The following is a 19,283-nucleotide window of genomic DNA, read 5'->3' on the forward strand; positions in this document are numbered from 1 at the left end:
CGATTAAGTCATTGCTGCGCGATTTTCTAGCCATCGTTGAAATGATTTTTGACTTTCTCCTGATAGTTGTCCAAGAATAAGATTTTTGATGCTGATATCTTCGTCGAGTTCTGCCCAGTGAATGCCTTCACCGTTGCCAATCAAACGCCATTGGCTGCGTTCTTCCACGGAACCATGCAGAAGACGTGGATACCATGCTAGTGGAACAGATATCGTACGCCCATCAGACAAATCGGCAGATAGCGTGTCCTCTGTAATCGTCACGCTTTGAATTTGAGGTATTTCGAGCAGTTCAATCGTTAAAGAGTTCATCACGGTCGCCCGCGTAACAGAAGAAGCGATAGGGGCCGACTATTAACAGAGTTGGCATTCAAAACAAGTGATTGGGATGTTTCAAATATAGCTGACACAGCAGATGTCAACTGTTCTCGATTGAATGGCTAGAACTTAAAACTTCAATGCTTCTGTTCCGGCGAAGTGCCCGAAGATACGTTCGGAATAGTCCCAGAGTTTTGGGTGCTGGAAGAGCTGACGGTAGCGTTCATCGTCTAGAAAATGCTTCCAGCGGTTGGTGACATCCATTTGGTGGGCGCGAATGTAGTGTTTCAGGATAATCATCGCATCCCAAGATCAAACGCTGATTTCGTTCATTCATGCTCCAAGACCAGCTTCCATCATTCAAAGTAGAAATTAGAGGCAAGTGCGATCGCACTTCCTTTTTTATCGATGTTGAATCAGGAGGCAGTCATGGCAATAGATAACGGACTGGTGATAGCGCTATTTATTGCGATCTCAACTAGCATCGCCATTGGTTATGGCTACGGCGTTAAAACGCAACGGCTGCCCTTTTCCGCCGAAATTGGCTTCAACGACAAACAGGGGGCATTTCTGAAAGCTTGGGTCAAGCTGGCGTCGGTTTTGGGAGTTTTAGTCCCACTGGCCTTGTGGATTCAAGCTCGGCAGCAACCTGCCGCTTTGTCATTCTGGAGTAGCTATGTTCTAGTCGTAGTCGTACAGCTCCTCTCAGAGTCAACGTTCAGCCGCTGGCTCGTTGCTAGCGTCGTCGTGCCCATCGGCTTTTGCTATACCGCGTTTCGACTGTGGCAGTTATTTGATGGCTTCAACCAGCTCTCGCTCTCCCATTTAGAGTTGCTTGGCTTTACCAGCATCGTGCTGTTCTGGCTCGCCAACCTGATGATGTTGCTAACAATAGCCATTCCGACCATCTATCAAAAACAGACGGTTCAAAATTAGTATGCTCACATCTTGCACCAACCAAGGGTGATTACCCTCACCTCCGTATTCGACTTTTGGCGAATAGGAACCCAGAAACCAGATGGCTAAGCTGGCGGCAGTCAGTGGTATAGGTGGCCGTCAGCAATGCCGAATTTTGCCGAGTCTACACAACCCGATGCCCATCTGGGGCGTGGCTGGTGTTTCCCCATGCGGATAAGCGTCCAGGGTGATTTACAGCTCAGCGCAGGTCGCACAAATATCGAAGAATCGATTCAGATTATTCTGCGAACGCGGATTGGCGAACGAGTTTATCGGCCCGACTTCGGCTGTCGGCTGTCCGAACTCACCTTCATGCCCATGAGCACCGAAACCCTGCTGCTAGTAAGGCTCCACGTCCAAGAAGCTCTCGAAAAATGGGAACCGCGCATCATCCTTGACCAAATCACCACCGAACCCGATCCGCTACGCGGTCGCGTGGACATCATCATCCAGTACCACCCCAAAAACAACCCTGTCCGCCGCAGCATTGTTTACCCCTTTTATCTCATGTCTCCTGAGTGAAGGGGTGAGGAGTAAGGCGAGAGGAGTGAGGCTTAAGAAGTCTGGTGCGTTACGGCTAACGCCTAACACACCCTACACAACTCCTACCCATCTACCTTCCCACCCATATACCCCCCTCTCCCTTAGTCTCCCACCCATCTACCCCCTCACCCATCCACCCTCCCACTCCTTGTATGTTGAGAGAAGAGAGGTAGACCGACCCTCCTGAGATGCGAGACATCGTGCGAGAGCCAGGGTCGCCTCTCAACTTGATACCCCAAACTCGGATCATCGGCAGGGACAAAGAGATCCCGAATGACGCAAGGCTGAGTTGTGTGTATCGTCCATCTAGAATTCGCTACAAGGAGAGTACTATGTGCGCGCAATCAACCGACTCAAGGTCATCAGCCGTCAAGCAGTGGGTCGGCATTGATGTGTGTAAACGGTGGCTGGATGTTTATGTTAGACCGTCTGGAGAGAACTTCCGAGTGAGCAACAGCAGTGAGGGAATTGAGGATTTAACCCGTCGGTTGGCCAAGCCGTCGCAGGTGGGTCGCATCATCGTTGAAGCCACAGGTGGCTATGAGCGACACATCGCGCTTGCAGCACAGCAGCAGGGCTATGCACTAGCGGTGATCAACGCCAAGCAAGCTCGCAACTTTGCCTATTAGACGACAATGACATAGGCGGGTGAGACCTGCCGACGACAGTTACACAGCCGGGTAGAGAGCACCATTTTTTATCACCTGTTCCAGTTGTCGTCATAGAAAAAGACACTAGAGGCATCTCCCAAGAATGTGGGGAAGCCACCAGTGCCCAAACAAACTATTCAAAGTTATCAAATCAAAGTGTATAAGAAAGCGCGAGAGCTCGGCCTAACGCAGAGTGATGCAGCTGCGATTGCCGACTTTTCAGACCGAACCGGTCAACGAATTGAAGCAGGGACGCATCAACCCAATCGAGGTCGCTTGCGGGATTGGCGCACCAGCGCCGACCCGTTAGCTGGGGTATGGGAAGACGAGTTGGAACCGATGTTGCGGCGTGAGCCAAGACTGAAGCCAATGACGTTGTTCGAGTACTTACAAGAGCGCTATCCCGGTCAATATCCGCAAGTGCTGCGCACCCTGCAACGGCGAGTGAAAACGTGGAAAGCATTGTATGGTGAAGCACCGGAAGTGATGTTTGAACTACGCCACGAGCCTGGGGTGATGGGCATCTCCGACTTCACGGAACTCAAAGGCGTTGAGATTACGATTAACGGTCAACCGTTTGAGCATCTGCTCTACCACTACCGCTTGGCCTATAGCGGTTGGCGCTATGCCCAAGTGATTCAAGGGGGCGAGAGCTTTATCGCTTTATCGGAAGGGTTGCAGAATGCGCTGTTTGCCAGTGGTGGAGCCCCCAAGGAGCATCGCACCGATAGCCTGAGCGCCGCCTATCGCAATACCGGTGGCACAGGTCGCAAACCGTTGACTCGCCTGTATGATGACCTGTGCCACCACTACCGTCTAGAACCGACGCGCAATAACAAAGGGATTGCTCACGAGAATGGCGCGATTGAGTCTCCGCATGGCCATCTGAAAAACCGCATCACCCAAGCGTTGTATCTGCGGGGCAGCCATGACTTTGAGAATGTGGCCGCCTATCAAGCGTTCATTGCGGCTTCGGTTGATAAGCTCAATCAGCAGCACCAAGCCAAGTTTACCGAAGAGCAGAAGCATTTACAGCCCCTGCCCAATCATCGGGTGGCTGATTATGAAGTCCTCACCGCCCGCGTGAGCACGCGCAGCACCATTGACGTGCGCTGCATCCTCTACACGGTGCCCTCCCGGTTAATTGGTCGTCAGCTCGAACTGCATCTGTATCATGACCGCATCTGTGGCTACCTGGAGCGCCAGTTGGTGGTGGAACTGCCACGGGTGCGCGTGACGGCCAACGATAAACGGCGCGCCCGGTGCGTCAACTATCGCCATGTTATCGAAGGTCTCAGGCGCAAACCCCGCGCCTTCCTCTACTGCACATGGCAGCACGACTTATTGCCCAATGACCACTATCGCTCTCTATGGCACCAACTGGAGACGTCTTTTGACCGCGATTCTGCCGCTCGGTTAATGGTTGAAGCACTCTACATTGCGGCCACGCAAAACCGAGAAGCGGCAGTGGCTCAGTATCTAGACGCGCAATTAGCCGCTGGCACAGTAACGCTGAGCGCGCTGCGTCAACACTTTCAACTCCTGAGCGAGTCCGTCCTGCCGAACATCCAGGTGCAACAACATAACCTCCAAGACTATGACCAACTCCTCCGAGCCGACGCCACCGATCAGTCCTTACCAGAGCCTGAGTCTGCACCTCAAACAACTGCGGCTTTCTCACATGCTCCAGCATTGGGAAAGCCTCGAACATCAAGCCATGCAAGACCAGTGGTCTTACGCTCAATTCTTGCTGGCACTGTGCGAATTGGAGGTGGAGCGGCGCTGGAGCCTGCGCCTCCAACGCGCCCTACAAGAGGCCCAACTGCCCCCGGCCAAAACGGTTTCCAACTTTGAGTGGGACCATCTTCCCCAGCTCAATCCGGCTCCTTTGATGCAACTGACCACCGACACCCGCTGGTTGGAGCGAGCCGAAAACTGTTTGATCTTTGGCCCCTCTGGCGTGGGTAAAACCCATCTAGCAACTGCGATCGCTCGCGCCATTGTGGAACTGGGCAAGCGGGCTAAGTTCTTTGCCGCAACCACCTTGGTTCAGCAGTTGCAGCAGGCTAAATTACAACTGCAACTGCCCGCTTTGCTCAAGAAACTCGACCGCTTTGACTTGCTGGTGATTGATGATCTCGGCTATGTCAAAAAGTCAGAAGCCGAAACTTCTGTCCTCTTTGAGTTGATTGCTCATCGCTATGAGCGGCGTAGTCTGCTCATTACCGCGAACCAGCCCTTCAGTCAGTGGGACGCTGTCTTTGCCGACACCATGATGACCGTTGCCGCTGTCGACCGGCTGGTTCATCATGCTCTGATTGTTGAAATGCAGGCCGATAGCTATCGCAAACGGTCGGCCGCGACGCGCTCCGCTCACGCTTCATCTCAGGCTTAATCCTCATTTGGTCAGCGATCATAGCTGTCGTGACAGCTATGATCGATTATTCATTCCGTTATTCATCGGCAACGGTTCAACTGACGGATTCGCCTATCTAGCTGTCGCGTCACGCCAAAAGCTTGACATTTGATATTTGCCAGAGCTGCCAATCAACTGGCTAAGACCGACCGAATCGATGCGGCGATCCTCGCCTGGTTTGGCGAAGCGATGCAGCCTCCGCTACGACCGTTGGCCAGTGAGGCTCACCAACAGTTACAGGATGCGGTGACCCGTCGCCGCCAATTAGTGGAGATGCTCACCATGGAGCGCAACCGTTTAGCTGGACTGCGAGGTCCCGCTCAGGAAGACGTTCAAGCCCATATCGACTGGCTCAAAGACCGCATCAGCGACCTTGACCAAGCGATTGATGAGCAAGTGGAACACAACCAACAGTGGCAGCAGCACCAGGCTCAACTGACCTCTGTTCCAGGTGTCGGTCAGGTGGTTGCCAACACCCTGTTGGCTCTGCTGCCGGAGCTAGGAACGCTCTCACACCGTCAAATTGCCGCTCTCGTTGGGGTGGCTCCGCTCAATCGCGATAGTGGGCAAAAGCGAGGGCAGCGCTCGATCTTTGGTGGCCGCAAACCCGTTCGGCAGATGCTCTACATGGCCACTCTAGTTGCAGTTCGTTACAACCCTGTCATCAAAGCCTTTTATGAGCGGCTGCAACAGCGTGGCAAGTTAGCCAAAGTCGCCCGCATTGCCGCTATGCACAAGCTGCTGACGATCCTCAATGCCATGCTCAAGCACGGCACGCACTGGCAACCACCGGAGGCTGCTATGACGTAATTGACCTCCTTTCGACTTGACTTTTAAGATAATCGCTCTCGCCTTCCTCCTCACTCCTCACCCAACATGGACTTCGACTTCCTGCCCAATCTGCCCAAATCCGACCTCGACGACCGCGCCTTTAAAGACCTGGTCGAAGAGTGCATTCTACGGATTCCGCGTTACTGTCCCGAATGGACAAACTATAATCCGGGCGACCCAGGCGTAACAATGATTGAGCTGTTTGCCTGGTTGACTGACCAGATGCTGATGCGGTTCAACCAGATTCCGCGCCGCAACTATGTGGTTTTTTTAGAACTGTTGGGGGTTCGGCTCCAGCCACCTGCGCCCGCGTTTACCGAAGCAACGTTTTACTTAACCGCTAGCCTACCGACGGTGTATCAGATTCCGGTAGGCGTGGAAGTGGCAACCGAGCGGACGGAAACCGAAGAGGCAATTATCTTCAGCACCGAGCGAACACTGACGATTGGGCTACCGGAAATCAATCACCTGCTGACGTCGGAACTACTGGAGACGCAGCCAACGATTTTGCGCGATCGCTTTGCTAACCTGTGGTCGCGCCAGTCCGATGGCACCTGGTCGGGGCGAGAGCAGATGATTTTCAGTGAGCGCCCGCAGCCAGGAAACTGTCTATATATTGTGTTTGATCCCGATCAGCCAATTGAGGGGAATGTGTTGGCGCTAGCGCTGTCTGGGGAAGCGGCTACCTCCACGGGTATTAATCCCGACCGTCCGCCCCGCCGCTGGGAGGCCTGGGACGGGGGACGCTGGGTGCCGATTTTGCTGCGGGAAGCGGATGACCATACGAAGGGATTTAGCTTCCATGAGATCGGTGACGGGACAACGCCTGTGCAGGAAGCAGAGGTGGTGCTGCACCTGCCGCAGCAGTTTCCAGTCACGTCGTTCGCCACCTATCAGGGCCGCTGGGTGCGCTGTGTGTATACGCCACCGCAAGCAAATCAGAATCAGACGGGGTACAGTAGTTCGCCGCGCTTGCTGCGGGTGTCGGTGCGCTCGATTGGCGGCACGATTGATGCCAGTCAGTGTACGGTGGTTCGGGATGAGCTGCTGGGTGAGAGTAACGGGCTAGCAGGGCAGAAATTCCAGATTCAGGGAGCGCCGATTCTGCCGCGTCGGGAGGGGGAACATCTGATCGTGACGCCACCGGACGGGCTGCCACAGATTTGGGCAGAGGTGAACGATTTTGCTGATTCAGGGCCAGAGGATCGCCACTATACGCTAGATTCCTTGACGGGAGAACTGCAGTTTGGGCCACTAATTCGAGAGCCGAGCCAGTTGAAGGAGCAAACCCAGATTCGGGCGATTACCCAGATGGATCAAGGCTCGCCGCTGAATCAGATGTCGTCTTTAAGAGCGCAAGGAAGTGCGATCGCAACTTTGATGGAGCGCCAGTATGGTGCGGCACCTCCACGCGGAGCCATTCTGCGCATGTCTCGCTACCGGACAGGCGGTGGACGCAAGGGCAATGTCCAGAGCCACAGTTTGCGGATCGTGAAATCAGCGGTGCCCTACGTGTCGGCAGTGACCAACCACACTCCGGCCCGCAACGGAGCCGATGCCGAATCGCTGGAAGATGCCGTGCTGCGCGTGCCCCGGATGTTGCGAACTCGCGATCGCGCGGTGACACCAGAGGATTTTGAGGCGCTGACGCTCCAGGGGGGGCAGGGCGCGGTGGCTCGCTGTCGCTGTCCCAAGCAGAGTCCTAAACCAGGTGTGGTGGATGTCTATGTGGTGCCGCAGACCAACATTATGGGGATCGAGCGGGGCGTGGGCATTCCGCCCGATCAGTTTTTGATGACGCCGCAGTTGCGCCAGCAGATTGAGGGGTATCTGAACGAGCGGCGACTGTTGGGGATTGAGGTGCAGCTCAAGGAGCCGGAATATGTCGGAGTAGGGGTGCAAACAGAGGTAGGCATCGACCCGGAATATGCCAATCCCCAGGCGCAGCAGGCGATTTTGCAGCAGATTCAGGTGTCGCTCTATCGGTTTTTGAATCCGCTGACGGGGGGACGAGACGGCAACGGCTGGCCGTTTGGGGCACCCGTTTACCCTTCGGACATTATTTCTCTGATTCAGGGCACTGCTGGGGTGCGCTACTTGGGAGCCGTGCTGCTGTTTGAGTTCCGGCGGCATCAGGATCAGTGGCGACGCTCGCCTGCGCCGGATAATATCGTGCGGCCCGGCAGCTTGGGGCTGATTTGCTCGTGGGCCGATAATCAACTGCGCTCAACCCACACCATTAGTCTGATTAGTTAAAGGTTAGTTAAGGGTACCTGGATGACACAAGCTCGCTCCGGTCAAACCTATCGCCTATTGCTGACGCCGATGCAGGTGCCAGATGCGGTGCCGTCGTCTGAATTGGCGGTGGCACTGGCAGACGATACGTTTTTCCAAGCGCCAGATCTGGCGCATCCACTCAGCTTGCTGATTCGTCCAGGAGAGCCAAGCGAACTAATTGTCCAGGTGCAAAACTATGGAGCCAATCCACTTCAGATCAACTTGCAGGTGAATGGCGATTTTCCCGCCGAGTGGTGCCGGATTGGTGGAGTTGAAGGATCAGAACTGCCGCCGGATCATCAACTGGATGCGGTTCTATATTTTGCGATCGCAACTGACTTTTTTGAGCAGTCTTACTCTGGTCAGCAGGTGCCGCTCAAGTTAGACTACCAAGGACAGCTCACATTAACCCTTCGGGATGGGGAAGCGGGACAGCCCCAGCGAGAAACGCGACCGTTTCAGCTTCACATTCGGCCTCGCAGTCTGTACCTGAATTTCCTGCCCGATTTGTACCGCGATATTGATTTTGTGGGTCGTTTTCTCAAGCTGTTTGAGGAAACGTTTGAGCCGTCGGTGAACACCCTGGAAACCATGTGGGCGCATCTTGATCCGCTCACTGCACCGACGGCTTTTTTGCCTTTTCTGTCTCACTGGGTCGGCTGGTCGTTCCAAGCTCCGATTTCCATAGAGCGCCAACGGTTTCTCATCCGCCACGCTATGCAAATCTATCGCTGGCGCGGCACTCGGCGTGGTCTGCGCTTTTTCCTGCATTTAGCGACGGGCTTGCCGCTGGACGAACATCTGCGGGATGAGGCGAGCAAACACATCAGCATTACCGAAAACTTTAGCCAGGGCTTTGTGCTAGGCGTCGCCCACATTGGTCAAGATGCCACCCTGGGCGGCAGTCGGCCTTTTCACTTTTCAATTTGTTTACGTCCAGAAGGAGATTACCCAATTGATGAAACCTTAGTCCGCTCCATTATTGAGCAAGAAAAACCCGCCTTTTGCTCCTACGATTTGCAGGTCGAACGGCTCCCTGCTCCCGTGATGACCATCACGAACGTTCTTTCTATAGGTGAAAACTAACTTAATTTCAATTAATTTCAGCCATTTTGATGATGTCATTAGGTTACGCTAGCGCTAAACCTATCCCGATCTTCTCGGTTGAACGGGTGGACAACGCCCATCCGACAACACTTTAATCGAATGGCACTGACATAAGCTGTATCAAGCTAGCAACCTGGCTTTCAAGACGGAGCGAGGTTCCTGCATTCTTGGGAACGGTTTGGGACGGCGCTTTACAACTCGGGGTTCTGAACGGTTGGGTCGAAACGGAATCACCAACTCTCGCACCACGTTTAACAAGGCCTGGTAGCCTCGCCGTCGTTCGGATGGAGCTAGATGCAGCAACTCAGGCCGGAAGTGATTGAACTGTTGCCGAGCACCTTGTAGAGAGACTCGCAACACCCCGACCTCGCCGTCGGCTGTCGCCTCCCACATCAGGGTGCGAAGCAGATTGTAGGCCAACAGATGCACCCAAATACTTTTGCTCACCATGGTGGGTGTTTTGGCAGCAATCATCTCCATGGCTAAGGTGGTTTTGAGATGCCGGAGATTAACTTCGGCGGCCTGCCAGCGGAGCTGATAGAGTTCGGCAAGTTTAGCTTTGGGATAGCGGTTGGGATCGAGTAGCGTCGTTACCACCACAAAGTTGGTCGGGCGAAACCCAGGAACCTGAATGAAGAGATACACTTCCCGCACCTCAATGGATGCCGCCAGAGCCTCGAACTCCTGCGGCTTGAGGGCTTGAGGGCATTGCTTCGGGCGCTGCCAGCGGACGATGTGATCGCCAATGCCCAGTTTTTTGCCCCGTCTGAAATCGCAGCGGCGCTGATGATGCTTGCGAAAGACAGCATCGGCTCCCATCCGGGCGACCCAGGCCAAATCTACATAGGTGCCATAGGCTGAATCGGCCACCACCACATCCTCGGGGCGCAGTTTCTGATAGAGTTGGCGGGCTAGACGCCATTCACTCACCCGCAACGGAGCCATCGCCACGGCCATAACCGCTCCCGTGGTGACACAAAACCACACTTGGAGTTTGAGAATCGGAAAGCCGCAGCCCTCTTTCTGATTGCTGTGTTGAGGATACTCGGCTTGGTTGGCCTGCGTGTCACTCATCAAGACCGTCGTCGCATCAAAGGCTTTAACCGGACGGCCACACCAGCGTTGCTCTGGGGAGACTTGGCGCTGCAACGCCCTCACCACCCGCTCGAACAGGGGCGGAAATATCGACTCGGGAAGGCGTTTTCGTGCTTTACTATAGCCCCCGGTATCGGCTGAGGGCACCTCCAATCCCGACACGCTCATCCAGGTCACCACTCGCTTGACTGCATGGCTGAGACTGCTGTCGGCATCCAGCACTTGGGAGAGCCAACTCCACAGGACGACCATGGGAGTGTAGAGGACTTGTCGATATCGGATTCCCTGCTCGCTCAGCACAGTTTCAATCTCTGCTTCCGGCAGCATCTCAGCAAAGGGTAGACCGATGCTGCTCTGATAGTTGGCCTTGAGAACGTCCGCACGATTCGGCATCATAGAGGCAAGGTTATGGGCTTCAACGGTTTGATTCTGACAAATCAGGCGCTTGAAGCCTTTTTTGCTCTCTTATGTCAGTGCCATTCCACTTTAATCATCCTTTGTTTAACAACACCATCAGTCATCATCATGTCTACGCCTCCGATTCAGCCACTCGAACGCCTCCAGGTTAGCGACGGTCTGCTGCTCACCGCCGATCGCTGGCAGGTGGCCCACGCCTATCATCGGCAGCGACAGAACCTGCATTTTCAGGCGCTGAACCAACCCGGTATTGTCTGCGGCCTGCATGTGCAGGTGATTCCTGCGCCCAGTGAAATCAGCTCCCAGTATCGCGATGGGCGTTGGCTCCAAGTACAGCCGGGGATGGCAATTGATGCCAAGGGTAATCCAATTGTTGTGCCGTCACCTGTCACCTATCGGATTGCAGCCACGCCAGTTTCATCAACGATTACGGTTTATCTTGTCCTCAGCTATGTTGACCCGGATCAGCTAAAGGCAATCACCAGCGAAACGACGGTTGTGCAAGAAACATTCCGGCTGGATGAGCGTAATTCGCCACCGGATGAATTAGACGTGGAGCTGTGCCGCATTGAGCTACAGCCGGGTGTCGTGGAACTGCAAATGCCAACGGACTGCTTTTTCCCAACCGCCAATCAGGTGGATCTGCGCTTTCGGCAAATTGTGCGATCGCGACCTCAAGGTTTAATCTCTGTGGGTCTAATTCCCCGTGGCTTGCCACGTTAGTGGTAGCGCGGGAGTGCGTCCCGAAGGGCAAATTCCGTAATGCCCCGTCCGCTTGCGGCGGGGATAGGAATTTGAGCGCCCCGCGAGATTTACTCAAGGTCGCCCAACTGGAAACTAACGAGAGTGAGACCTGGAAGACGGAGCTGGATTTTGCGGGGTTGTTTGAGTCGCTAGAGGTGCTGTATCCCCAATTGCAGAGCGGTGGCTCAGTGACCAATCTATCACTGGAAACGCTCTCCCTTGGCGGATTAGAACCAACCAATCCTGGACAAGTGACGACCGCCGCCGCCCAAGCGCTCCTCGCCAACCATGATCTGCTGTATATGCGCCATAGCCAGCTAGCAGGTTTAACGGCTGTCCAAGCGCAACCGATTGGCCAGTATCTTCAGCACGGCGGCACACTGATCATTGAAGTACCTGCCTATCAAACCAATTTGGATGAGCTAATGCAGGTGCAGTATGACGTGCGCAGCGCCCTCGCGGCCATCCGCACGGAATCGGCTCAGCTGCCCCATCTGGAGCGCGAATTTGTAGCGGAGCTGGGCGAAATTCACACTTGTGTGGCCGAAGAGGTTGAGACATTGGTGAGTTCCATCACCACCTTTGCGGAACAGGTGGGCATTCAGCTTTCGGGAACGGGACAGCTCAACGGTCAGCATCCACTACGCAGTCGTCCGTTCCGCTTTGTCCGCTATCCGGTGCTGAATCAAACCACGATTGAAGTGCTGAACTGGGGCGGCATTATTCTGGTCATCGGCAGCTTATCCAGCGGCTGGGGCTATGACGAAAATCTGGCCCTGACCCGCGACCAAATTCGCGGTGCTCAAGAATTGGGAATTAATATTCTCCACTTTGCTTGGCGGCGGCGCATGATGATGCAAAACAGTAAACCTTATCGGAAATTGAGCCGATAGAATTGGTATTAGGAGCATCGACCCAGGTGAGCCAATGAGAATGACCTATGCCGAGTTGCGGACAAACCCCCGAACCTTGTGTAGCTTGACGGGACTGAGGGTGCAGGAGTTTGAGGCGTTGTTACCCAGCTTTGCTCAGGCATGGGAGAGCTTTGTGAAAGCCACCTTTGAGCGTGAGGGACGCAAACGGGGGATAGGAGCAGGTCGTAAAGCTCATTTGAGGGAGCTAGAAGATAAGTTGCTGTTCATCCTGGTGTACTTCCGCCTCTATCCGACACAGGAGGTTCAAGGCTTTCTCTTTGGGATGAGCCAAGCGCAGGCCAATGAATGGATTCATCGACTGACGGGAGTGCTCAACCAAGCATTAGGATATGAACAACAGTTACCCGAACGTGAACCCGCGAAACTGGAGGCGCTCTTGAGCGCCTGTCCCAGTTTAGAGTTCATCATCGATGGCACTGAACGTCGGATTAACCGACCAAAAGATAAAGCCGACCGCAAGAGGTATTACAGCGGCAAGCGCAAGGCCCACACCGTCAGGAATCTAGTTATCCAGGAGCGTGGGGGCAAGGTGCGCTATTTGAGTGACACCTATGAAGGCAAGAAACATGACAAAGCGATTGCCGATGAGGAGAACCTATCGTTTCCGGACGGGAGTACGCTCTGGCAGGATAGCGGGTTTCAAGGCTTTGCCCCAGACGGGGTGAGCCTTCAGCAACCGAAGAAGAAACCGCGCAACGGGTCGCTCACCGCGATTGAGAAGATGAACAACCGCAGTATTTCCAGCGTTCGCGTCGAAGTGGAGCACCACATTGGCGGCATCAAGCGGTGTCAAATTTTGGTGCATCCGTTTCGTAATTGGGTTGACCATTACATCGATGATGTGATGGAAACCGCCTGCGGATTGCACAATTTCCGCTTGACCCATCGGGCACAGCAACGGAGTTCTCTGAACCAAGCCGCTTAATGCCAAACAACCACGGGTGAAGTTGGTTCGCAGCGACTGCTCTCCTATTTCCGATAAAGTCTAGTTAAAACCCCAACTTATTTTTTGTCAGCAGCTTGCTGAGCAAGCTGCTGACAAAAAATAAGTTGGGGTTGCCCATGCGATTCTCTTCGAGACGGCACAGCCGAACCCACCTCACCCATTCAGAGGTTTAACCTGGTCTTCAACCATGTCTAAATTGCTCACTACTGATTTATCTACGCAAACGCTGCGGTTTCAGCCAGGGGGCCAGCCGCAGGGGTTTGAGGTGGCCGTGTCGAATCTCAGTTCGTCGTTTGCCACCTTTCAGCTTGAGCTGCTGGCCTCCGGCGTCGATATCAACGCCACCGATCACTGGTATCGGCTCGCCCCTGACCTGTCGGCCAAAATTCCAGCGGGCGATCGCACCCAGTTCTCAATTTCGATTCTGGACGTGCCGCCCGTTCCCGGCGGATTCGTCGGCAAGATGACGCTGACCGTGCGCGTCTTTTCGCTGGAGCTGCGTGAAGAAGATCGGCGGGTGGTAACGCTGATTATCGAAGGCAGCGGCGTTTTTCCACCCCAGCTCGAACTGGCTGCACCCCAGCTAAGCGGCTTACCGGGACACAGCGTTGAAATTCCAGTGCGCTTGCTGAATCCGAACCGGACGATGGGTAACGTGCTGCTGCGGCTGAAGGGCTTACCCAGCGACTGGCTGGTGGAGGGCAGCGAACGACGGCTGCAAATTCCACCCCAGAGCGAATCGCGTATGCTGTTTGTCTGCCAGATTCCGGCCTCTACGGAAGCGATTAGTCAAACCTACGCCTTTCAGGTGGAGGCACTCCAGTCGCTCTCATCCTCGGTGCAGGTGGGCGGTACGCTGTATGTGCAGCCTTGGGGCGTGATGGAGCTGGATGTGGAGCCGATTCAGTCCATCATTCCGGCGGCAGCAGTGGCATCAGACGACATCACCATTGATGCTGAACTGGACGAGAGAGCCAACCGCGATCGCACTCAGCAGGGCATTTACACCGTTCAGCTCAACAACCAAAGCAACTGGGCGCAACCAGCCAGTCTGCGGATTATACCGCCCCCGATTCCAGCTTGGCGACGCTGGCTAAAGCGAGATCGCACCGCGTCCGATTTTTGCGATCGCATCACAGTCATGCCAGCCCGGATTGATTTGAAGCCCGGATCGGTCAGCACGGCTCAGGTTTACATCCAGGCCAAACGACCGCTGCTGGGCTGGCCGCACCAGTATCAGTTTCGCGTCACGCCCGATCTCGATCCGGACGGACGATTTGCTCCAGCCGCTAGTTCTCTCGCGAGCAATGATCCCCGGCTTGCCCCTTCTGCGCCGATGGCTAGTCCGCCGCCCAATCCGCTAGAGGCCAATCCTGCCGAGGAAAACAGCGTTAACTTACTGAGCAATATTGAGCGTCGCCCTGTTTCTGAAACCCTGACGCTAACGGCTCGCCCCCACGTGGCGTTTTGGCTCCAGCTTTTGGCCTTGGTGGCGCTGGTAGGACTCTTCTTCATCCCGCCACTGCTGCGCAACCAGCATCGCGGCCCAGTCAACTCGGTGCGCTTCGATGGTCAGGCCAATGAATTAGTCAGCGCCTCCGATGATCAGACCGTGCGGCGCTGGCTGCGAACAGGCCGGATGAAGCGCAGGCTGGGCAATCCACTTAAGTTTGATAAGGCGGTGCGAGTTGCCAGTTATCGGCCCATTAATAATGATGCGATCGCACTGGGATTTGAAAACGGCGAGGTGGAAATTTGGGATTTGCTGCGCGATCAGCAGGAATTTGAGCTCCAGTTCCGTCCCGGTGGCGAACCGCAGGCGGATGACCGCGTGTTTGCGCTCCAGTTCAGCCCCGATGCCCGCTACTTATTCAGCGGCCACGGCAGCGGGGCCGTGGTGCAGTGGGATTTAGGTGCTGGTAATCGGCTCAATCGAGCTAATCCAAATCAGGCTGATCCGGTTGTCCTGCAATCCGTGGCTGAAAAGTCGCTGAACTTTGCGGTGCAGGCGATTGCGCTGGTGGGCAGTGAGCAGGAGACACTTGCGATCGCAGGTCGATTCAACCGCCTTGTTCTGTGGCAGACTACCGAACCCAGCTCCAACCCCATCTCCCTCAGCTATCCGGCTGGCGACGCGAATGACTACATCGTTAGCCTATCCAGCGCCACCCGTCGGCCTAGTCATCTAGCCACCGCTGACACCCAGGGCCGCATTACCCTCTGGGATCTCAACGACTGTCTAGAAAATCAAGGACGCTGTACGAATTTAGATAGCTGGTCGGACGGTCATGATGGCCAAGCAGTGCGTTCGGTCGCGCTGAGCGATGATGCCTGCTATCTGGCCAGCGGTGGCGAAGATGGCACAGTGATGCTGTGGTCACTGGATGCCGATGGTAGGGTTCTGAAAGGAAAACGCCTGGGTCGCTCCCGTGAACCGATCAACAGCGTCGATATCATTCGCCTGCCCAATCGAGTGTTAGTAACCAGCGGAGGAGATAATCATCGGGTCAATTTGTATTCAAGTGCTGACAAATCTAGTAGCTGTCCATAAATCTGTGGGGTTGGGCAGTGCCCACCGTGTTAATCCCCTAAAAAGCACTCCAACGTCGCGTTTTGAGATCGCTTAACCCACCTAGTTTAAGCTCAATGTACCAGGACAATAGGCACTGCCTACCGTGTGATACAAATAAAGACCTGAATCGAAATCCTGAAACTTGAACTCACCAATCCGCTTGTACCCATGCTTGTAAGATGACCGGACGCCAATTCGATTCCGATCCCTCCCAATCTGCTGTCGGCCAGGATCGCTCTACTGACATGAGCGTTGCTGATCTATTTGCGCTACCCGAATCTCATCGACAGGTTGTCTTGTGCCTGGTGCGGCAGGGAGCAGCAAGTGCCCAACAAATTGAGGCCGCGTTGGGAGTTGATGACTACACCGATCTTCGATTACCGACTGTTTTAGACGATCTCGTCCAGCAGGGCTATGTCAAGATCGTCACCTCTTCAGATCCAGGCAATCCACTATATTACGTCGATGCCGAGCTACTGAATCGCGACACCAGCAGCAGCATTGTCTCGACCAACGCGGCCCCCGAACAGCCCATCACTGTCATCCTCAACTCCTCCGGCGAAGATGTGGTGACCCCCGGTGCCAGCCTCGATCTCAGCGCCACGATTACGAATAAAGGCAATCAGAGCGCGATTATTGACATCTTTATCGATGATTTGCCACCCGCGCTTTACGCCTGGTGTGAATCCACCCAAGAACGGCTGGCCCTCAGTCCCGGTCAAAGCGGCGAAGTCCTCTTCCGGTTCCAAATCCCCGTTGATGCACTGCCCGATACCCATCGCTACTGGCTGACCGTTGACGCCCCGCGCCACTATCCCAACTATCCGCCGCTGCGCTACGCCCAGATTTTGCAGGTGCTGCCGCCCGTCGAAAGTGAAATCCAGGTCAGCGATCCCACCTTTGCTCTCCAGCCCACCACAACCACCGCTCAGCCCGCCAGCTTATTACCCGGCACCGTCCTCCAATTTCAGGTGATGGTCTATAACCGGGGCGATCGGGTTGATCGATTTCGGTTGCGGTGTAGTGACTTACCGACCAACTGGTTTTCCATTACCTATCCAGAAGGGGCACAAGATATTGGCCTATCGCTGCCAGAGGACTATTTAGACCTCAACCCAGGAGCGCGCGGCATCATTCTGCTGATGATCACCCCTCCGGCTGAAGCTCTGGCTGGCAGCTACATCGCGACGTTGCGCCTCCTGTCGGAAAACAATCCCAATTTAGCGCTGCTCGATCTGCTCTATTTGGAAATCCAGCCGATTTACCAGGTGGATCTGAGCTTTCGCACCCTCATCAGTCGCGTACAGACCAATGCCGGACTGTTTGCCGTTCAGGCCACCAACCAGGGCAACATCCCCCGTCATCTGCTAATTGCCGTCATGCACCTCGATGGCGGCGACCAGTGTGAATACAGGCTGGAACCGTCAGAGCTGCATTTATCGCCGCGTCAAACCTTGACGAGCGAGATCTATGTACAGCCCAAGAATCAGTGGAAGCGCCCGCTAATTGGTGGTGGGCGGTTGCTCAACTTTGGCGTCCAGGTGACTGATGCCGATGGTCGTGCCCTCCCCGATATTCCCATGCAGGGCTACATCGTCTGGGAGTCCCGCCCCTGGTGGCAAATTCTACCGCTGATTCTGCTAGCGATTTTAGGTTTGGCGACGTTTGTCTGGCTGATCTGGTGGTTTCTGCTGCGACCGCCCCCGTCCCCTGCAATTGTTCGCTTTGCGCCGGAGGATACCGAATATGCTGTCGCCGATGGCGATGCGGTGCGGCTCGGCTTTCAGGTCAGCTATCCCAAACGCATTCAGTCACTCGAAATCATCGGCCAATCGGCAGAAGGCGAAGTGATCAGTGGCCCCTTAACCTATGAGTTTGCTGGCAACCAAATACCTGAAGATCTGGAGCCATTTTGCAGCATTCAGGCGCAACTGCTCACCTGCCGCAACTTGCGCACCGATGCGCGTCGCGCCGGCAACTACACCTTTGTCCTGACGCTAATTCCAGAACCCAGTCGGCGGGGAGGTCAGCCGCTCCAGCAGCAAACCCCAGTAGTAACAGTTACGCCCGAACCGCTACCAGAAATTCTGGTGTTTGAGTCCACCCAACCTAGCTATCCGGCGGCCCCTCCAGTTGCGATCGCAACCACTACCACCACTAATTCAGCTAACGCTCAAGCACCCGCAGCTAGACCCACCAACGACGCCAATCCATTTACCCCCGAAAAGCTCAGCGTTAATCCCGCCGCCGATCCTTATACGGTGCGCTTAAACTGGGCGCTGTCTCAACCGGAGCAAATTCGCGCCATTCAGATTGTGGGCAAAAACGCTGAAGGAGCAGTGGTTCTGCCGCCTGTCCAGATTGACCTGCGCGAGGGACTGCCAGAGATCCTGGAGCCGTTTTGCGTGGTGGAAGTGAATCTGATCTGCCGCAACATTCCCACTGCTGCCCGACAGGCTGGGAACTACATCTTTGAGCTGACGGTGATTCCCAAATCGGGGATGCCGGAAGAACCGATTGCTGGCACGACCGATCCGGTCAAAATCGTGCCCCGTCCCCCCCGGATTCTCACGTTTCAACTAAATGGCGAAACAGCCCGCACCAAATATGTGATTCCAGTCGATCAAGGCCGACCGTTACCCAATTTGGTGCTGTCTTGGGCGATTGAGCCGAACCCCGGCACCACCGCTCAGCTCCAGCCTGCACCCGGCACTGTCCCGCTTCAGGGAGCCATTCCGCTACCGCTGAGTCCTCAGCCAAACACCACCGTGGTCAGCCTCCAGGTAAGCAATAGCGCAGGCGAACAGGTGGTGCGCTCGGTGACGATTGAGACCTTTGACCCAACACCGGAAGAACCCGATACAGTCGTTGTAGGTGGCGAAGAAGATGCCGCTGGTGGAGCCAATGGCGGCGCGGCTGGAGCCAATGGGGCAGCAGCAGGGGCTAATGGCGGTGCTGGTGGTCTAGATGCACCTCGCCCCTCAGTTGAAGATCAGTTGTCCCCCCAGGAAGTACCACCTCAGTTCGACTAGTGATATTAGCTTAAGCCCAAGTCGAGACATGCTCGATAACTGCGATCGCACTTTTCAGCAGTAAATCTAATAACAGATTGTTATTGTTTCAAGCTTGGCTTTGGCCAAGGCATCGTGGCTTGGTAACAATGGATTTGCGATATGCCTGCGGGTAGATAAAAATCTCTTCTAGGGTAAGTATTGCCCTAAACACTGTGATAATTTCACCGTACATTTGTCGATTAAAGCTTCAATGAAGTATCAACACATTCTTACCTTTAGTTCTCGAAATCTTAAACCGCTTCAGATAAAGCACTAACGAACATATTTCATTTAGAAATAAATAGAAAATCAATTTAGCAGCCTCCGCCGCATTGTGACGTTGATCACAGGCAAAAAAGCAACCTATCACACCTATTGCATTCAACTATCACACAAAAAGGCAATATCAATCACTCTATATT

The 19,283-nt window shown here is 54.7% G+C and carries 15 protein-coding genes and 1 pseudogene; 13 read left to right on the top strand and 3 right to left on the bottom strand.

Features of this window, described 5'->3' with window-relative positions; all coding sequences use genetic code 11:
* Nucleotides 1–3: 3 nt before the first annotated feature.
* Nucleotides 4–312 carry a DUF2442 domain-containing protein gene (locus AC286M_RS32355; RefSeq protein WP_488208323.1) on the bottom strand — a complete coding sequence of 103 codons (309 nt, stop codon included), beginning with the start codon at nucleotides 310–312 and terminating at the stop codon, nucleotides 4–6.
* Between the two features lie 135 nt (nucleotides 313–447).
* Nucleotides 448–618, bottom strand: coding sequence for a hypothetical protein (locus AC286M_RS32360; protein ID WP_488208324.1), 171 nt, complete (start codon nucleotides 616–618; stop codon nucleotides 448–450).
* 129 nt (nucleotides 619–747) lie between these two features.
* Between AC286M_RS32360 and AC286M_RS32365 the strand changes: the two genes are divergently transcribed.
* The 8 genes and pseudogenes from AC286M_RS32365 to AC286M_RS32400 all read left to right on the top strand — a co-directional run bounded on the left by AC286M_RS32365 (nucleotide 748) and on the right by AC286M_RS32400 (nucleotide 9,078).
* Nucleotides 748–1,254, top strand: coding sequence for a hypothetical protein (locus AC286M_RS32365; RefSeq protein WP_488208325.1), 507 nt, complete (start codon nucleotides 748–750; stop codon nucleotides 1,252–1,254).
* Nucleotides 1,255–1,380: 126 nt separating this feature from the next.
* The gene (locus tag AC286M_RS32370; RefSeq protein WP_488208326.1) at nucleotides 1,381–1,797 is read left to right on the top strand and encodes a gp25 family contractile injection system sheath assembly initiator; all 417 of its coding nucleotides are present in this window, start codon (nucleotides 1,381–1,383) and stop codon (nucleotides 1,795–1,797) included.
* Nucleotides 1,798–2,150: 353 nt separating this feature from the next.
* On the top strand, nucleotides 2,151–2,447 hold the full coding sequence (locus tag AC286M_RS32375; RefSeq protein WP_488208327.1) for an IS110 family transposase: 297 nt from the start codon (nucleotides 2,151–2,153) through the stop codon (nucleotides 2,445–2,447).
* A 177-nt stretch (nucleotides 2,448–2,624) separates the two neighbouring features.
* Nucleotides 2,625–3,686, top strand: a pseudogene (istA, locus tag AC286M_RS32380) (IS21 family transposase); the annotation flags it as partial.
* Nucleotides 3,687–4,065: 379 nt separating this feature from the next.
* Nucleotides 4,066–4,863, top strand: coding sequence for an IS21-like element helper ATPase IstB (gene istB / locus AC286M_RS32385; RefSeq protein ID WP_488203569.1), 798 nt, complete (start codon nucleotides 4,066–4,068; stop codon nucleotides 4,861–4,863).
* Between the two features lie 129 nt (nucleotides 4,864–4,992).
* Nucleotides 4,993–5,694 carry an IS110 family RNA-guided transposase gene (locus AC286M_RS32390; protein WP_488208328.1) on the top strand — a complete coding sequence of 234 codons (702 nt, stop codon included), beginning with the start codon at nucleotides 4,993–4,995 and terminating at the stop codon, nucleotides 5,692–5,694.
* Between the two features lie 66 nt (nucleotides 5,695–5,760).
* Nucleotides 5,761–7,971 carry a putative baseplate assembly protein gene (locus tag AC286M_RS32395; RefSeq protein WP_488208329.1) on the top strand — a complete coding sequence of 737 codons (2,211 nt, stop codon included), beginning with the start codon at nucleotides 5,761–5,763 and terminating at the stop codon, nucleotides 7,969–7,971.
* 21 nt (nucleotides 7,972–7,992) lie between these two features.
* Nucleotides 7,993–9,078, top strand: coding sequence for a phage tail protein (locus tag AC286M_RS32400; protein WP_488208330.1), 1,086 nt, complete (start codon nucleotides 7,993–7,995; stop codon nucleotides 9,076–9,078).
* Nucleotides 9,079–9,219: 141 nt separating this feature from the next.
* Here AC286M_RS32400 and AC286M_RS32405 read toward each other — a convergent pair whose 3' ends face one another.
* On the bottom strand, nucleotides 9,220–10,635 hold the full coding sequence (locus AC286M_RS32405) for an IS4 family transposase (RefSeq protein ID WP_488203605.1): 1,416 nt from the start codon (nucleotides 10,633–10,635) through the stop codon (nucleotides 9,220–9,222).
* 84 nt (nucleotides 10,636–10,719) lie between these two features.
* Between AC286M_RS32405 and AC286M_RS32410 the strand changes: the two genes are divergently transcribed.
* The 5 genes from AC286M_RS32410 (at nucleotide 10,720) to AC286M_RS32430 (ending at nucleotide 18,840) form a co-directional block, all read left to right on the top strand.
* Nucleotides 10,720–11,334 carry a hypothetical protein gene (locus AC286M_RS32410; RefSeq protein WP_488208331.1) on the top strand — a complete coding sequence of 205 codons (615 nt, stop codon included), beginning with the start codon at nucleotides 10,720–10,722 and terminating at the stop codon, nucleotides 11,332–11,334.
* Between the two features lie 71 nt (nucleotides 11,335–11,405).
* Complete coding sequence (locus AC286M_RS32415; protein ID WP_488208332.1) at nucleotides 11,406–12,248, top strand: hypothetical protein; 843 nt, start codon at nucleotides 11,406–11,408, stop codon at nucleotides 12,246–12,248.
* A gap of 34 nt (nucleotides 12,249–12,282) precedes the next feature.
* Nucleotides 12,283–13,215 (top strand): transposase family protein, encoded by a 933-nt coding sequence (locus tag AC286M_RS32420; RefSeq protein ID WP_488206180.1) that lies wholly within the window; start codon nucleotides 12,283–12,285, stop codon nucleotides 13,213–13,215.
* A gap of 208 nt (nucleotides 13,216–13,423) precedes the next feature.
* Complete coding sequence (locus AC286M_RS32425; protein ID WP_488208333.1) at nucleotides 13,424–15,787, top strand: hypothetical protein; 2,364 nt, start codon at nucleotides 13,424–13,426, stop codon at nucleotides 15,785–15,787.
* Between the two features lie 200 nt (nucleotides 15,788–15,987).
* Nucleotides 15,988–18,840, top strand: coding sequence for a COG1470 family protein (locus AC286M_RS32430; protein WP_488208334.1), 2,853 nt, complete (start codon nucleotides 15,988–15,990; stop codon nucleotides 18,838–18,840).
* The last annotated feature ends 443 nt before the right edge of the window (nucleotides 18,841–19,283 follow it).

The organism is Thainema salinarum CENA647, assembly GCF_057732415.1.